The 15,535-nt window shown below is 39.9% G+C and carries 16 protein-coding genes; 6 read left to right on the forward strand and 10 right to left on the reverse strand.

All coding sequences use genetic code 11. The features are described from left to right. Positions 1-4 precede the first annotated feature (4 nt). On the reverse strand, positions 5-352 hold the full coding sequence (locus ACKWCF_RS06020; protein ID WP_409479802.1) for a hypothetical protein: 348 nt from the start codon (positions 350-352) through the stop codon (positions 5-7). Positions 353-426: 74 nt separating this feature from the next. Between ACKWCF_RS06020 and ACKWCF_RS06025 the strand changes: the two genes are divergently transcribed. Further along, entirely contained in the window at positions 427-1,308 is an 882-nt protein-coding gene (locus ACKWCF_RS06025) for a DUF2330 domain-containing protein (protein ID WP_409479803.1), read from the forward strand. Here ACKWCF_RS06025 and ACKWCF_RS06030 read toward each other — a convergent pair. Then, positions 1,305-2,279, reverse strand: a complete 975-nt coding sequence (locus tag ACKWCF_RS06030; protein WP_409479804.1) for a hypothetical protein — start codon at positions 2,277-2,279, stop codon at positions 1,305-1,307. The two genes, ACKWCF_RS06025 and ACKWCF_RS06030, sit on opposite strands and share 4 nt — an antisense overlap. 159 nt (positions 2,280-2,438) lie before the next feature. Between ACKWCF_RS06030 and ACKWCF_RS06035 the strand changes: the two genes are divergently transcribed. Further along, positions 2,439-2,909: a PaaI family thioesterase gene (locus ACKWCF_RS06035; RefSeq protein WP_409479805.1), complete on the forward strand. Its 471-nt coding sequence runs from the start codon at positions 2,439-2,441 to the stop codon at positions 2,907-2,909. Between the two features lie 15 nt (positions 2,910-2,924). Then, entirely contained in the window at positions 2,925-3,182 is a 258-nt protein-coding gene (locus ACKWCF_RS06040; protein WP_409479806.1) for a hypothetical protein, read from the forward strand. Here ACKWCF_RS06040 and ACKWCF_RS06045 read toward each other — a convergent pair. From ACKWCF_RS06045 to ACKWCF_RS06055, 3 genes are read right to left on the reverse strand one after another with little or no spacing between them, the layout of a single operon-like run. Next, positions 3,179-4,774 carry an ABC-F family ATP-binding cassette domain-containing protein gene (locus tag ACKWCF_RS06045; RefSeq protein ID WP_409479807.1) on the reverse strand — a complete coding sequence of 532 codons (1,596 nt, stop codon included), beginning with the start codon at positions 4,772-4,774 and terminating at the stop codon, positions 3,179-3,181. The two genes, ACKWCF_RS06040 and ACKWCF_RS06045, sit on opposite strands and share 4 nt — an antisense overlap. Then, entirely contained in the window at positions 4,771-5,037 is a 267-nt protein-coding gene (locus ACKWCF_RS06050; RefSeq protein ID WP_409479808.1) for a hypothetical protein, read from the reverse strand. Before ACKWCF_RS06050 ends, ACKWCF_RS06045 begins: the two co-directional genes overlap by 4 nt. Further along, positions 5,038-5,949: a hypothetical protein gene (locus ACKWCF_RS06055; RefSeq protein WP_409479809.1), complete on the reverse strand. Its 912-nt coding sequence runs from the start codon at positions 5,947-5,949 to the stop codon at positions 5,038-5,040. A 133-nt stretch (positions 5,950-6,082) separates the two neighbouring features. Between ACKWCF_RS06055 and ACKWCF_RS06060 the strand changes: the two genes are divergently transcribed. Beyond that, positions 6,083-6,601: a peroxiredoxin gene (locus ACKWCF_RS06060; RefSeq protein WP_409479810.1), complete on the forward strand. Its 519-nt coding sequence runs from the start codon at positions 6,083-6,085 to the stop codon at positions 6,599-6,601. A 70-nt stretch (positions 6,602-6,671) separates the two neighbouring features. Next, the gene (locus tag ACKWCF_RS06065; RefSeq protein WP_409479811.1) at positions 6,672-10,703 is read left to right on the forward strand and encodes a hypothetical protein; all 4,032 of its coding nucleotides are present in this window, start codon (positions 6,672-6,674) and stop codon (positions 10,701-10,703) included. A gap of 20 nt (positions 10,704-10,723) precedes the next feature. On the opposite strand, the gene ACKWCF_RS06070 is transcribed toward ACKWCF_RS06065, so the two are convergent. The 5 genes from ACKWCF_RS06070 to ACKWCF_RS06090 form a co-directional block, all read right to left on the reverse strand. Beyond that, complete coding sequence (locus ACKWCF_RS06070) at positions 10,724-11,302, reverse strand: HD domain-containing protein (RefSeq protein WP_409479812.1); 579 nt, start codon at positions 11,300-11,302, stop codon at positions 10,724-10,726. A gap of 53 nt (positions 11,303-11,355) precedes the next feature. Beyond that, complete coding sequence (locus tag ACKWCF_RS06075) at positions 11,356-12,009, reverse strand: L,D-transpeptidase (protein WP_409479813.1); 654 nt, start codon at positions 12,007-12,009, stop codon at positions 11,356-11,358. Between the two features lie 74 nt (positions 12,010-12,083). Then, the gene (locus ACKWCF_RS06080; RefSeq protein WP_409479814.1) at positions 12,084-12,437 is read right to left on the reverse strand and encodes a cysteine-rich CWC family protein; all 354 of its coding nucleotides are present in this window, start codon (positions 12,435-12,437) and stop codon (positions 12,084-12,086) included. Then, positions 12,367-12,786 carry a DUF4430 domain-containing protein gene (locus ACKWCF_RS06085; RefSeq protein ID WP_409479815.1) on the reverse strand — a complete coding sequence of 140 codons (420 nt, stop codon included), beginning with the start codon at positions 12,784-12,786 and terminating at the stop codon, positions 12,367-12,369. Before ACKWCF_RS06085 ends, ACKWCF_RS06080 begins: the two co-directional genes overlap by 71 nt. Continuing rightward, positions 12,786-14,045 carry an alpha/beta hydrolase fold domain-containing protein gene (locus ACKWCF_RS06090; RefSeq protein ID WP_409479816.1) on the reverse strand — a complete coding sequence of 420 codons (1,260 nt, stop codon included), beginning with the start codon at positions 14,043-14,045 and terminating at the stop codon, positions 12,786-12,788. Before ACKWCF_RS06090 ends, ACKWCF_RS06085 begins: the two co-directional genes overlap by 1 nt. A gap of 183 nt (positions 14,046-14,228) precedes the next feature. On the opposite strand from ACKWCF_RS06090, the gene ACKWCF_RS06095 reads away from it, so the two are divergent. Beyond that, on the forward strand, positions 14,229-15,479 hold the full coding sequence (locus ACKWCF_RS06095) for a replication-associated recombination protein A (protein ID WP_409480250.1): 1,251 nt from the start codon (positions 14,229-14,231) through the stop codon (positions 15,477-15,479). Positions 15,480-15,535: the final 56 nt, after the last annotated feature.

Genomic DNA, 15,535 nt, shown 5'->3' on the forward strand with positions numbered 1-15,535 from the left:
TGCTCTACTTACAAGTGAACTCGACAAAATTATACATGGTGGTACTAGGTCCTGAGCCACCCACCATGATCGCGCCGTGGCCGATTCCTACGCCAGTGGCAATGCCTGCCGAAGTATTACTTTCATCACGTGCTTGGTATTCACGGGTAATCGTATAATCACCATTACAAAATCCTGTAGCTTTTTTCTTAAGATCTTCACGGTATTTAGCTTCTTTTTCTGGTTTATCTGTTGGGTAGTAGCGAACCACGGCTTGTTTCGTTGGAGAAGTTTCGCGGCGAACAAATTCAACGGTATGCGAACAGCTCGAAAGAATTAAAAGCATTGAGGCAATTAAGCTTGGTGTTTTCATATACGATGACTATGAGCAAAACATATTCCACGGAATAACTTCCTATTTTGCCCCAATATCGCTACGCTAAAAACATGAAAACAATTCTTTTAGTTACAACTGCGTTTGTATTTTTATCTCAATCGGCGTTAGCTTGCTTACACTTTCCAAATACGTATCAAAGTCGCCTGCAAGAAGGTCTACAAGAAGTTTTCATGTTTCATGATGGTAAAAATGCTCATATGGTTGTGCGTACCAATTTAGAGTCGAAAAAATTTCCAACAGAAGTAGCTTGGGTATTACCATTTCCAAGTCTTCCGAGTAAATACGAAGAAATGAATGGCGTGTTCTTCACTGAAGTAAAAAGTTTATTTGCAGATGCGGACGATGCTGTTAAAAGTTTGCAAAGTAAAGGTCGCGCCATGGGTGGGGCTGGTAACGAAGGTTTTAAAATTCACGACACCGTTGTTTTAGACAGTTATAAAATCCAGCCGATTGAAATTTTAAATGCAGGGGCGGGTAACGAATTTAATGCTTGGCTTAAGGAGAATAAATTTAACCCGATGCCTTTAGAAAACCAAAGATACTACTTAAAAAAAGGAGCTGTGTTTTTAGCGATTCGCATGAACTTAAATAAACCAACAACTGATAATCTAGCCTCAAAACCACTTCATATCGTGTACCCAGCAGATAAACTATCAATGCCGATCAAATTTACCCACGACACGCGTGAATTTGATTTGGATTTGTATGTTTTTAGCAAAAAGAAATTAGATAAAGATCTATCCGCGATGTACCTTAAGCAAAAGGGTACAGTGCTTTACGAAAATAAACGTAACACACCTTTTTTAGATAGCCTGATCGGAAAACAAAAAGGTTATATCTCTAAATACGAAGGTTATGGTTTAAATAAAAATGGCCAGTTGATTAACAAGCTGGCCACTGATCCGGAATTTACAATTAAAGATCTAAATTAATCTTGCACGCAGTAGTAAGTGTAACCTTCTTCTGGCGTATTCACTTCTGTTCTAGAGCGAATCGGCGTTGGGTTACGTAAGTGCGGCGCATACACGTAATCATTCGCTAAAGCCCAGATCGCGTCGTTAATGCTAACGCCACCATTCCAGTCACCATAAGCATCGATCATTTCTAATTCTTGGCCTGAAGGTAAACGACCACCTAAAGTTTCACAAGCGCGTTCAGCATTTTTAGGAGAGAATGTTTTTTCAACTGAACCGTTCATTGCACCTAATAAAGTTAAAGATTTCTTTCCAATTTTTAAAGTCGAAGGAAATTTTGTTCTTTGAAAGTCTTCAAACATACGAGAAGCGATTTGGCTCATTACAACCGCTGGTTGGCCTTGGCCGATGTAAGAGATCTCTTCGCCATCACGACCCATTAAATGTAATGTCACTTGAATATCACCTTGGCAGTTGGGAGCCAGGGCATAAGTGCCGTAAGCGATATAATCTAACTTATCAACTAACGATTGATCTAAGTAACCATCGCGTTGACCGTTCGCTGCCGCACGCACCACGCTCATCACATCGTTTACGCGTGTGAAACTTAAGCGTTGAACACGTGGTTTGATATTGCGGTAGTAATCGCTAACGTAAGATTTTAAAGTCGATTCTAATGTCACTTCCATATACTTGTATTGATTAGCAGCGGCTAAGTTTTGATCGTAAAGATTGTTAAAGCCAACTAACATCGGAAGAACTTCTTTGCCTTTAGCTCCCGCAGACATTAAGTCTTTAGCATAACCAACCATTTTATCCATGTAACCAGAACGAGTAGAGCTGTAAGCATCTTTGTAAACGCAAAGATCTGCGCCGCGGATAAATGGGATTGTTGGCCAAACACCAACTTGCTCTTTTTGCACAACTGCTTGAGCAGCCAACGCGGAAAATGTTAAGGCAGCCGTTAAAAATAAAGAAATACGCTTCATAAAAATCCTTTGAGGTTTATTCACCGCGGTTTGTAATGCAATTTAATGACTCGACGGGAAGGCGTCGAAATAGCCTATTTTCGTTTAAATGTCCAATAGCCTGTTAAGAGGTTAGTTATTTGCCATTTAAAGGCACTTGGAGCATGCTTTATGGGGTATATGTCTACAAAAAAGCATTTAAAATTTGATCAGCAGCTCGTCGTCGAAAAACCTTACCCTGGTGATAGCCAAGGGGCCTTTTTGTTAAGCTCTTCGCAGCTTGAAATGGTTTTGTTAAGATCGGCTCAACATCACGAATTAAACGCTGAAGTTTGGTTTAGCGCAGCGACAGCGGGCCCTCCAGGTCATGTTCACGGTGGTTGTCAGGCCGCTGTGTTAGATGAAGTGATGGGATCAACAGGGTGGGCTCATGGTTACGGTGTGGTCGCTGCAAAAATTGATGTGGCCTTTATGGAAATGGTTCCCGTACTTCGCCAATATTCAATGCGCGGTAGAATCACATCTATTGATAAACGTAAAATTTTTATTGAAGCCGAGCTTTTTGATAAAGAAAAAGTCTATGCTAAATCCACAGGGCTATTTATTGTTCTGACCAAAGAACAAATGGATGCGTTGGGCACCAATCGTTAGGAACTAAAAAATAAAATGACGACGAATGAAATTGTTATTGAAACAATCGGCTGGATTTCAACAATCGCTTTTTTAGTCGCGATTGTTGTTCCGCAAAGAATTAACTTACATTGGTTAGGAATTTTTACGTCAATCACCACGGGTGTTTATGGCTATGCCCATGGGGCCACAGCCATTTGGGTGAAGTGGATTCTTGCTTTTTTCTTTCACGCGTACATGATTTATAAACTGAAAAAACAAAGCAAGTTTCAGCAGGCAGAATCTATCACTTAGTGGATAGATTTGCGTTTTTCTAAATACTCATCGTAAGTAGTTTTATCATCAAAGATCACTGTTTCGTCGATCTCGATAACTTTATTCGCCACTGTTTGGACTAACTGGTGATCGTGTGAAGTAAAGAGGATTGTGCCTTTGTAGCGCTCCATTCCTTCATTCACAGCCGTAATACTTTCTAAGTCTAAGTGATTCGTTGGACCATCGATAATTAAAACGTTGGCGCCAGAAAGCATCATCTTAGAAAACATACATCTCGCTTTTTCACCACCGGATAAAACATTCGGTTTTTTTAAAGCGTCGTTTCCGCCGAATAACATTTTGCCTAAGTAACCGCGTAAGAACGTTTCGTCTTTATCCGAAGAGTACTGGCGTAACCAGTTTACTAAAGTATCTTCGTCACCTTGGAAGTATTTCGCGTTATCATTCGGGAAGTAACTCATTGTTGTCGTGATACCCCAAGTGATTGTTCCTGAATCAGCTTTACGTTCGCCAGATAAGATGTCGAATAAAATAGTTTTCGTTAAGTCATTACGACCCACAAATGCCACTTTGTCGCCTTTGTTAATTCTAAAACTTACGTTTTTTAATAACTGTTGGCCTTCTAATGTGTAGTTTAGATTTTCAACGGTTAAAACATCGTTTCCTAATTCACGCTTCATTTCAAAACCAATATAGGGAACTTTGCGTGATGAAGCTGGTAGCTCGTGAAATTCTAATTTTTCAAGTTGCTTAGAGCGCGAAGAAGCCTGGCTGGATTTTGAAGCGTTCGCACTGAAACGTGCGATGAAGGCTTTAAGCTCTTCGGCTTTTTCTGCTGATTTTTTATTTTGATCAGCCATTAAACGTTGTTTTAATTCGCTGGCTTCGCGCCAGAAATCATAGTTGCCAGTATATGTCGTGATTTTACCGTAATCGATATCAGCCATATGCGTACAAACTTTATTTAAAAAGTGACGGTCATGGGAAATCACAATGACTGTGTTTTCAAAGTTTAATAAGAAGTTTTCTAACCAAGCAATCGCATAGATATCCAAGTGATTCGTTGGCTCATCCAGTAATAAAATGTCTGGTTTTCCTAACAGCGCTTGTGCCAGTAACACTTTAACTTTTTCGCCGCCGTTTAAGTCTTTCATTAAACGTTGGTGGTAAGAATCATCTAAGTTAAGACCGGCTAATAATACACCGGCATCAGATTCTGCTTCCCAGCCGTTAAGTTCACCGAACTCAGCTTCTAATTCAGAAGCACGTTCGCCATCAGCATCAGAAAAGTCAGGTTTACTATATAACTCTTCTTTTTCTTTCATGATTTTGTATAAACGTGAGTTACCCATAAGAACTGTGTTCATCACGGTAAATTCATCGTACGCAAAGTGATCTTGCTTTAAAACTGAAAGACGGGCTTTTGGTGGAATAATCACTTCACCGGTATTTGGTTCTAATTCTTTGGAAAGAATTTTTAAGAAAGTTGATTTGCCGGCACCATTGGCACCGATTAAACCGTAACAGTTGCCCGGTGTGAATTTCACATTTACTTCATCGAATAATTTTTTGCCGCCGAAGCGTAAGCTAATATTACTTGTAGAAATCATTTTTGTTTAAATCCTAAAATATCAACGTAAGTGATACCTTTGTTAATGCTTGAAGAAGGTGTAGCTCTTTGCCCTTTGATCTGAATTTTTCCGGTTACGAATAATTCTTTAAATGCCGTACGAGAAATTTCACGTAATGTTAAATTTTCGTTTTGCGCTTTAATAGCAGCTAACAATAAAGCATCTAAACGTTTTCCTGAAGAAATTTGATCCAAAGTGATGCGAAATGAATTGGGTGGTTTTGGTGGTACATGGTCTGTCATTTAAAAAATCTCCGTAAGCTCATCTATTAATTTTAAAAGATTTGGATTCTGTTCGACGATGGTTAAATAATCAAATGCTAACGCATCTAGAACATTTTGGTTAATGCCATTCAGGCGTAAATATAACTCAGTTGTATTAAAGCGAAAGCCCGGGCTTAATTCAAAGGCGTTTCGGCTTAGGTTTTTTAAGGCTTTGTGATTAAAAGTTAACTTCATCACGCGGTTTAAGTCGTTGGGTGAATAATGCTCGTTTAAGAAGTTGCTGTGTAAGTACGCGTAAAGCATAAATTTGAAAACTTTTTTATGACCCACTTCTTGAATTAAGTTTTTTAAATGAGTGCGGTCATCAAAGCGCGTAAAGAACGAATTAGCCTCAAGAAAGATTTTATGAACGGCATCTTGGGCATCGTTGATCGCCATAAACTCACAAGTGTTGGCAAAAGACTCTTCTAAAAGCATTACAACTAATTTTACTTTTTGATCAGTCGCTTTTGTAAGGCCAAGCTTTGTTGAAAGCGATCTAGCAATGGCGTGACAAGATTCGTGAAAAACATAGTTGGCTTTTAAGTTTCCGCCGATGTGATCCCAAGAAATCTGCTGCGGCACTTTTTGATCGAGCTGTGAAAGAATTTCGATGTTGTTTTGAAAATAGATGGTTTTGCTTGAGAGTAAGTTTTCAAGTTGGCTCATGGGAAAAGCCAAGTAGTCTTGATTAGGTGCATCTGAAAACTTAAAATCTAAAGTTTTAATTTTTTTTCTAACGGCGCCGTAATAAGTGTTGTTTTCAACCAAATAGCCATCGCCCAAACTTAAAAGAAGTCCGGAAGCTTTGGTTGATTCATGCTTTTGTAAAAGGGCCGTTAATTTCATGATTTTCATGGGAGAATACGTCACAAAATCAGTTTTGGACATGAGGCTTTTCTTGGATTAAAACTTTTACATACGGGAAAAGGCAGCTATACCCCCTCTAGAGGCGGTAAGGGCATCAGCCCAGCCCCATAAAGTAACTAAACCTCGTTTTATCAAGACTAGGAGATGATGGATTATGAAATTTCTAATGGCCGCTTTTTTGCTGATTTCTACTCTGATGATCACAGAAACTACTTTTGCCAATGAAGTAAAATTAAACGACCCGGCGCCACTTTTTAAAGTAAAAAACCAGGCGGGCGTTGAGTTTGATTTGGCGTCACGCAAAGGGAAATGGACTGTTTTATACTTTTACCCCAAAGCGGGCACTCCAGGGTGCACAAAACAAGCCTGTGCGTTTCGCGATAGCGTCAAAAAAATCCGCGATTTAGGCGCAGAGGTTTATGGCATTAGCACTGACACCATTTCAGACCAGGCAAAATTTCATAAAGAACATCATTTAGGTTTTGATTTATTAGCGGATAGCGATGCAAAAGTGACTGAACTTTACGGAGCGAAAATGCCAGTGGTTAAAGTCTCAAAACGTTGGACGTTTATTATTGATCCGCAATTAAAAATCAAAAATGTGTTGAAAGATGTCGATCCGGCAATGGATTCCGACAGAGTGGTTGCAGAAATTAAAAAGCTGCAAAAGTAAGTGTGAAAAGCACTGTCTCAAAATAAGAAAAATTGTTAAGTCATACGTCTGGCAGACCGATATATATAGTGTGAAGACGTATGGTACGTTTCGTTGTTTTTTGTCTAAATCACTGATCAGAAATTTCTTTCTGATCGTAGCTCTTATTTTCTTTTCTTCGTGCCATAAACTTTTATTCAATGTGATGTCTGAAGACCTTCCGCTGTGGAGACCGGGCATGGCACCGATCATCGTATCAGGTCAGGTGACGGGGTTTTCAGTCAGCGGTCTTGGTTATCAAAAACTATCGCAATCAGTTTCAGCTCTTGATTGCAGCGAACCTCTAACTGTTAAACTTTATCGGTTACAAAGTGACGGAACTATTCAAACGAATTCGCCATTAGCATCAACCACTGTGGACGCTAATAATTATTATACTTTCGATTTAAATGAATTAGACATTGATGATTCAGCGTCAACGGTAGGTCTTGTTGTAAAAGCCGAAGACTGTAACGGTGATTTTATGGACCGTCCTATTACAGGCATCAATACCCAACAAGATATCAATGCCAGAACGACGGTGATTTCACAAATCGTGAATGCCGGAACGCTTGTTAATAAAAAACTAAATGAAGCTGAAAAAGCTGAGATTGACCAGTTACTGGAAACAATTACGGGCTCAACTGCGCAAGAAGTTATTGATTCACTGACCAATGGAGCGGCCTCGTCAGCTAAGTTTACAGAAATTTTTGGGGCGTCACCGACGGTGATGAAAGATGTAAAACCTGAAATCCAGTTTACTCAACCAGTCGCTATTTTAAACGAACAACAAGTAACAGCGTTAACGGTTGGAGCTTTTCACATTGATCCTAATTATTCTTTTGTCTACAAATGGAAATTAGATGGCGTTGTGGTATCTTCAGCTAAAACTTGGAATTATATTCCACACGCAAACGCCGCAGGTCTTCATCAGATTGATCTTTACGTCGGTAAAAATAATGGTAGCGGCGATATTGATATTACAAAACCTTATTATGTAAAAAGTTTTGCTGTTACCGTAGGTAATAATATCCAGCCAACAGCACCGACACTTTCTCTTCACGCCAGCACGCCAAGCCCGCGCACAACAAATACAATTAAATTAAATATTACAACCGGCCTTAGCATGGCTAATTGTGAAAGCTTCTCGCATATGGCTTTAACTGACAGTAATGTGACTCCGGGTATTGCGCAGTTTAATATAGATTGTACAACCAGCGGTACACAAACTCTGGACTTAACTTTAGACGGTATAAACGGGCATAAAAATTTCTATCTATGGGCGATTGATGATTTAGGAATGATTTCATTACCTAAAACTGTTTCCTATACTCTAGATACAACAGCGCCTGTGGCGTTATCGCTCGTCATCAATAACGGTGTTTCGCATACAGGAAATAAAAACGTTCTTATGAATTTTTCTGCGCAAGATGACACAACAGATATTACGGCATTTTGCTTTCGCTATAATAACACTTCGATTCCAGATGTAGGTGATTCGTGCTGGACAACTTTAAGTTCAATCAGTGTAGCCACAAGTACGACACTCACGATCAATAATTACCAATACCAACTGGGTTCAGTCGTTGGCGATTATAACGTGACGGTTTGGTATAAGAACTCGGCGAACTTAATTAGTTCAATGACGAGCACATCAAGTGTAGACGCATTTACCATGAATTACTCTCCAGATCCTCCGCCAACACTTTCAAATATTTTAGCAGCAGGTTTTGATAATTCAGCTTCACCATTAGGTGTAAGTGATACCACAGTGACGATCGGTAATGATCTTTATATCAAATGGACAATTGATGATAATCATCCAATTCCTGCAGGTAATGTCGCTTTATATTATACAACGAATGATTCCACTTACACGACAATTGCTACGGGCCTTAATAATGCCATCAATGGTGGTTGTACAATCACAGGTGCTGAAACAGGCTGTTACAAATGGACTGTCGGTTCACCGGTGAGCAGTTATTATCGTATTAAATTAGTTGTAACTGATACAGGTGGTTCAATTGTATTTGATATGTCGAATCCATTAAACACCGGACCTGTTAAGTTTCTTTCTGGAAACACAAGTTTAGGTATCGGCGGTATGGCCACGAATGCGATGTTATTTTCATCGGGTGAACCAAATTACAACGATGAGCTTGATAACCAAGCGATCGTCGTTACAAAAACTGGATATGTGTTTTTCAGAAGCTATGGCCGTGGTTTAGTTTATGTATCTCCGCATGACGGTATCGTGCGTGACGTAGCTTTACAGACGGGCACAGCTTCTGGTGATGGTGGCAATGTGTTTAATGCGACCTTCAGAGCAATGTCTCGTATGGTGATTGATTATGACGATAACGTTCTTATCTGGGATTACAACAAGGTCAGAAAAATTGATACGCACGCAACACCTTGGACGATTTCAACATTGTTTGGTGGCGGTGCAGATACTTCAGACGGCGCAGCAGCTTTATCAGCAAGTATTTCTTCAAGCTATTCAGACCAGATGACGGTGACTCCAAACGGTCGTATTTATTTTAATAAATCGAACGAAATTTGGTACTATGATCCAACAGATTCAAAAGTTAAAAAGCATATTGCTTTAACTGGTGTTGGTACAGATGATATGGTGTCTTGGCGTGCAACTTATGATAACGTTGCGTGTCCTGGTTCTAATGCAGCGATCACATTCACTAAAGCAGATTCAAATATTACAAAAATCATGCGCCGTATGAGTTCATCGACAAATGCAGCTTGTGGATCGGCGACGGCTACTTATCCATACTATAATACAAATTTTGATCTCACAACGGGTGAAGCAACAGCGCCGCATCCGCCACAAACGACTTGGTCATCAGTGAAATTCACAGGTCTTGATGGCAATATTTATGTCTTATGGCAGGGCCGCGGAACAATCAGAAAGTACGACCCGGCAACAAACACTTTTGTTACAGTTGTGGGTAATGGTGTGAATGGTCGCTGCGATGATGGAACTCCGGCTCTATCTTGCCCTGTGGTGGCGATGTCAGCTTTCGTGAGTGAATTCGGAAGAATTTATTTTGTCGATTTAGGTGTATTACGCACTGTTGATTCCAGTGGTTTAGTGCAAACAGTTGGTGGCCAGCCAAGAAACTTCGGTGTGGGTTATAACCCGATCAGTGCGCGCTATTCGCAAATTGCGTTCTTTGAAAAAAATGGCAATGATATCTATGTTAAAAACGAACAAGAAAATCAAATTTTAAAATTTTCTTTAACGGGTGGTAACTTAGACCTTGTGGCTGGTAATACATTACGTGGAACACCAACTATCGGAGCCAGTGCCACAGCTTCAAGACTTCCTAACTGCGGTTGGGGTATGCCTTGCGGATTCTTGATTGATAGCGCGAATAACCGTTTATATCACTATTCAAGCAGCAACAATGTGGCTTACATTAATTTAACAACAGGCCTTTGGGTTCACCAAGCAAGTAACGTCGTGCAAGACTCGGTCGCGCGTGTAAGTTATGTCGGCTTAAATACTGACGGTCTATTGGCTTATGTGCCTTCAAGTTATGGCGTAACAGGTACTAAAAATACAATGCGCATGATTAATCAAACGACGATGGTCAGCACTAATATCTATGGTGTGGATTCGATCTTAACTTCGACAAGCGGTACGGTATGCGTGGGGGTAAGTACAACAACATGTTCAATGCCGCATACACAAACAGATTCAGTCCAAACACGTTATACATTTGATGCAGCAACGGGTAATTGGTTATATACCATTCGCGGGCAAAGCAGTTTATATTCGTTACCGTCAATGGGTGGTGTAGCTACGCTATTTGAAACGATGAATAACGCGATTTTATCTTACGATTTCTATAAATCAGGTGGCGATGATTTTATTTTCTACTGCTCTACATCTGGAAATCTGTATAAACGAAATATCACAACCAATACTGAAACAGCATTAACATTGCCAATCAGTTCAATGAAGTGCTCGTCGAATTCGTTATTCTACGATTCAGGCCGAAATTCATTAATCTTTGCGTACAAGCAAGGTAATTTATACGGAATAGCCGAATACACAAATCCGTAGGGTTTTAATTTTACTGACCCTTAAGTTTTTAAATTTCCATTTTCAATTGATTCATTAATCATGCGGCTTGCGACAGTCCAAAGCTCTGGAAGCCCACCAGCAATTGGTGGTTCACAGCGACCAATCACTTTGTCAGCTTTGACATTGTGGTTTTTCCAAGAGTAACCACCATTTAAATAGTTTGAATAAAGTGGTAAAAAACGATCAATCGCAGAAACGAATTTAGCTTCAGCTGAATGGCCGTCTTCAAATTCATTCCAGATGTTCATAAACTCAGTGGCGATAGCTTCTGGTAAAAGACCAAAGATACGATCGCGGGCTTTAGCTTCTTTTTCTTTTTTGTTTGGCTGTTCAGCGTAGACAATCACATCACCGGCATCGATTTCTACGATGTCATGAAGTAACGCCATTTTAACGGCTTTATTGATATCTAATTTTTGTGGCGACATTTTTTCAAACACCAAAACAGTCATCGCAAGATGCCAGCTGTGTTCGGCGGTATTTTCAACGCGGCCACCGGCATGAATCGGGGTGTTGCGTTCAATTAACTTAAGACGGTCAATTTCTTTGATAAACGGAAGTAAAGACTCAATGCTCATAGGGAAACCAATCTAATTGATTTTTCCCTATGAGTGTTAGGTAAAAAATTACACTAGTTGATGATAGAAACCCAAGTTGCCGAGATACCGTATTGGCGAACAAAACGATTAAAGATGTAACCGTTGTCTGGGTGTACGCGTACGCAACCGTGAGAAGCTTTTGTACCTAATTTTTTAAAGTTAGATTCAATTGTTCCGTGAACAGCGTAACCAGCGTGTAAGAAAACGGCGTAAGGCATATTGCCTAAACCTTTATAGTCGCCACCTGGGTTAGCTTTAGAAGAGTATTTATCGTAAATACGTCCGTTGGGATGACCTTGCCATAATGGAGTTTCATTTTTAGGAGAGCCAGTTGAAACTAACCAAGTGTGAACTAAAGCGCCACGAACATATAAATAAAGCTTTTGCTCACTTTTTCTAACTTCAGCGTAAACCGGGCAGTCGTAACGTTGGCAAGAGATCTCTAAGAAATCAGGCATGATGTAAGGTAGCTGGCCTGTTTGACGGATGTATTCACGATCCATCTCTTGTAAGATTTCTTCGATATTTGGTGCTGCTGGATCTAATTCTTCTAGAGCATTAGTTTCTTCAGCTGAAACCGCAGCCATTGGCGCTACTGTTTCTTGCGCTTGCGCTTCAGAGTAAACTAAAACTGCTGATAAAAATAAAGTGATCAGCGCGATGGTTTTTAAAATTTGCTTTTTCATAATCATTCCCTTTTGACTCGAGTTCTGAGTCGAGGTGCTTTTTGTAATGTGGCTGCAAAAAAAATGCAAACGCTTTAATAAGGACAATGGCGACAACCGTTTCCACAACAGTAACCGCGTTTCAGATGATAATGTCTTGAGAAAACCATTAAGCCATTGGTGTCAAAATAGTAATCCTCGTTATTTTCTTGAGCGAAAGTCGGTGAGGTTTTTGTGTTTGCAAATTCATTCAAACACTTAGCGCATAAACAATCTTTAAATTCTGAAGGAATATTTTGCGCAAGAGGCAGGGTGGTACACCAGCAGGGCGTTTTGTCCCCATCGGTTACACCGCAAGAAAAATCAGAATGGCACCGCTCACATTTTTTCTTCGCCATGCGGCACACACTGTTGTGTCCACTCACCAGCTTTGTAGTAAGCGTAAGCATAGAACCAAATAAGTTCTGTTTTTTGATCAATAATATTTATTTTATGGACGAAATCTTCTGGAACAGTGCCGTTAACAGAATAACACCAGCCGTAAGCTTTCATGTCAGTATCAGAAATAACATCTAAGTCAGAACCAAGACCATGAATGCTGACGATACCATCGATATCGCCAACAAAAGGAATTTGGTTTTGCTTAAAAAAATCAACTGAAACCTGACCTACGGTTTTTGGCAGCGAACTTTCGCTTTCGCCAGAAAATAAAACTTCACCATTTTTGCCGATCACTTTTAAGGTAACCGCTTGAACGCTGGAAAAAGAAAATAAAACCGCAAGAAAGATTTTTAACATTACTGACTCACTCTTAAGTACTGTTGCACGTTAAACGGAACAACGATGTTACCCATATGGCCACCAAGTGGATATAAGAATAATCTTTCGCCGAAGTTATCACGTAATAACTGGATGTCTGTTGGTTTTAATAAAAAATCATCTTTATTCGTAAAAATAAAAACGCGCGGATCGTTTTTAAGAGCGTCCATTTGCGAATAAAGGCTTGTCTCAAATGGAATATTTGAGTGCTGCTGTTGTGGTGTTAACGTCGGAATCACAAACGTGTGCATATAAGCCATGAAGTTGTAAGTGAAAGCTTCGGCTTCAATCGCGTTTAATTTGAATTTTGAATACGGCGTTTTTAAAACACGGGGTTTTACAAAGTGAGACATTAAAATAATGTCGCGTAAACTTTGACGGTACTGATCACCAATAACCCATTGAATATCTCTGTTCTGGATTTTCAGGTCTTCCATCATGTTAAATAAAGCTTTTACTGGATCTTTCGCCGCAGTGATATCACCGGCGTGTGTGTAGATCGCACCCATCACCCAGTTTTTACGATTGAGTGACATTGTGGCGCCCACAGTGTCGTTTAACCAATCTAACTGTTGGATGCCGTAGATCACATCTATACCTGGATTGATTAATAAAACTTTTTTGAAAAGCGGCTGAGCTTGTTTTTTATCAAGCGGTGCTAAAAATCCTGCTAACACGCCACCATTTGAATAGCCCACTAAAACATTAGATGTGTAGCGCATACCACGAGCTTTAGCTTGCTCTAAGATCCATTTAATAAATTGGTAATATTCAACCGCATCGCGAGGCATGTAACCTGGAACACCAGTTTCAGAAACCGCTAATGTGTATGACCAAGATAAGTTACTTGGTAATAAAATAACGTTGTAACCAGCTTTGGCGTAAAGATCACCTAAGGCCGCTGAATTTGTTGAATAAGAATTTCCACCAAGGCCTGCGATAATCATCACTAATGGAGCCGCTTGATTTTTTTTGATCACTTGAAGATTGATCACCGGCTTTTGTAAGGGGTTCGGGTTCTTTAAGCGCTCTGGGCGGTAAGTTAGCTTCCACTCATCATATTTGGCTGTTGAAGGTGAAAAAGACGATAATATAGTTGCGATATATTTGTCTTTTGTTGGAAACGGGTATTGCGACTCCGGAACTTCCAAAGCCTGAGCCATTTGGCCAAACGATAAAAATAAAATAAACGCGATAGCGATCACAGATCGTACGACCTGCTGAATTAATCCTTGCACTTTCATTCCCCTGAAATGTTTTAGAGTGATCTATCTAGAGAAACTTCACTCTAAAGGGAACAGGAAAATCGAAAATGTGACAAAATGCGTGTCTGCCTGCGAAATTGTTTCATATCGCTCAAAAGTAGAGGTAAAAAAACATCAGTGGAAAATGATCTCTTCGAAACACAAGTGAATCCCGAAATGCTGCCTTTGGCAGAGCGAATTCGTCCTAAAAGCTTTGAGGAGGTTTTAGGGCAAAGTCATTTTCTATCAAACAAGTCGGCGTTCTATCGCATCCTAAAAAGTGAGCAATTACTAAACTTAATCTTCTGGGGCCCGCCAGGCACAGGAAAAACAAGCTTAGCTGTAAGTTTAGCCAAATCTTTGAAAGCTCACTTTATTCAAATGAATGCGGTCGATGCCGGAGTGAAGGATTTAAAAGCCGCCTGTGAAGCGGGTCGTACGCGTAAGCTTCAGTACCAGCAAAAAACTTTACTGTTCGTCGACGAGATTCATCGTTTTAATAAATCACAGCAAGATGTGCTTTTACCTTACGTTGAAAAAGGGGATGTGTACTTAATCGGAGCTACAACTGAGTATCCGAGTTACGAATTAAATAAAGCCCTGTTATCACGTTGTCAGGTTGTTGAATTCAGGAAATTGAATTCTGAAGCTTTAGAGAAAATCTTAAATAAAGCAGCTTTAGAACTTGGAACAACAACCGACGAATTATTCCAAGCTGAAACAAAAGATTTATTAATTAATACAGCTGATGGCGATGCCAGACGTTTATTAAATATCACTGAAACGGTGATTAAGTTTTATAACGTACGTACGGAAGAGGATAGTTTTCCGTTAAATATCGAAAACTTAGAAAAGTTAATGGGACGAAAAATTATCCCATACGATAAAAAATCGGATCAGCACTATGATTGTATTTCAGCTTTTATTAAATCAATGCGTGGTTCGGACCCCGATGCAGCTTTATATTACTGCGCGCGTATGCTTGAAGGTGGAGAAGACCCAGCGTTTATCGTGCGCCGTATGATTATCTTTGCTTCTGAAGATATTGGTAACGCTGATCCACGTGCTTTAACGATTGCGACATCTTGTTTACAAGCGGTTGAGGCGATCGGTATGCCTGAAGCCAGAATTAATATCGGCCAAACGGTAACGTACTTAGCGAGTTGCCCGAAATCCAATAAAGCTTACTTAGCTATTAATGCGGCGATTGAATACGTGCAAAAAACCGGAACACCAGAAATTCCTGTGCATTTAAGATCAGCTTCTAAAGGTGAAGGGTACAAATACCCTCACAATCACCCCAAAAACTGGGTCCAACAAAACTATTGGCCACCACAGGCCAAACCTGAAAAGTTCTATGAACCTTCAGTCTCTGGTTTTGAAAAAAATATCTCTGAATATTTAAAATGGCTTAAAAGCGATAGCTAAATAATTTGATAAATAACCCTTGTGTAATTGCCTTCGGCCCTCCATAGTTTGCCTAA

The sequence above is a fragment of the Pseudobdellovibrio sp. HCB154 genome, from assembly GCF_046267985.1.
GTDB lineage: Bacteria > Bdellovibrionota > Bdellovibrionia > Bdellovibrionales > Bdellovibrionaceae > Pseudobdellovibrio.

Excerpts from the sequence above, each read along its gene's own strand:
- ACKWCF_RS06060 (WP_409479810.1), top strand. The coding sequence starts at position 6,083 with ATGAAATTTCTAATGGCCGCTTTTTTGCTGATTTCTACTCTGATGATC.
- ACKWCF_RS06050 (WP_409479808.1), bottom strand. The coding sequence starts at position 5,037 with ATGACAGACCATGTACCACCAAAACCACCCAATTCATTTCGCATCACT.
- ACKWCF_RS06030 (WP_409479804.1), bottom strand. The coding sequence starts at position 2,279 with ATGAAGCGTATTTCTTTATTTTTAACGGCTGCCTTAACATTTTCCGCG.
- ACKWCF_RS06080 (WP_409479814.1), bottom strand. The coding sequence starts at position 12,437 with ATGCTTACGCTTACTACAAAGCTGGTGAGTGGACACAACAGTGTGTGC.
- ACKWCF_RS06095 (WP_409480250.1), top strand. The coding sequence starts at position 14,229 with ATGCTGCCTTTGGCAGAGCGAATTCGTCCTAAAAGCTTTGAGGAGGTT.
- ACKWCF_RS06055 (WP_409479809.1), bottom strand. The coding sequence starts at position 5,949 with ATGTCCAAAACTGATTTTGTGACGTATTCTCCCATGAAAATCATGAAA.
- ACKWCF_RS06045 (WP_409479807.1), bottom strand. The coding sequence starts at position 4,774 with ATGATTTCTACAAGTAATATTAGCTTACGCTTCGGCGGCAAAAAATTA.
- ACKWCF_RS06085 (WP_409479815.1), bottom strand. The coding sequence starts at position 12,786 with ATGTTAAAAATCTTTCTTGCGGTTTTATTTTCTTTTTCCAGCGTTCAA.
- ACKWCF_RS06035 (WP_409479805.1), top strand. The coding sequence starts at position 2,439 with ATGTCTACAAAAAAGCATTTAAAATTTGATCAGCAGCTCGTCGTCGAA.
- ACKWCF_RS06070 (WP_409479812.1), bottom strand. The coding sequence starts at position 11,302 with ATGAGCATTGAGTCTTTACTTCCGTTTATCAAAGAAATTGACCGTCTT.
- ACKWCF_RS06075 (WP_409479813.1), bottom strand. The coding sequence starts at position 12,009 with ATGAAAAAGCAAATTTTAAAAACCATCGCGCTGATCACTTTATTTTTA.
- ACKWCF_RS06020 (WP_409479802.1), bottom strand. The coding sequence starts at position 352 with ATGAAAACACCAAGCTTAATTGCCTCAATGCTTTTAATTCTTTCGAGC.
- ACKWCF_RS06040 (WP_409479806.1), top strand. The coding sequence starts at position 2,925 with ATGACGACGAATGAAATTGTTATTGAAACAATCGGCTGGATTTCAACA.
- ACKWCF_RS06025 (WP_409479803.1), top strand. The coding sequence starts at position 427 with ATGAAAACAATTCTTTTAGTTACAACTGCGTTTGTATTTTTATCTCAA.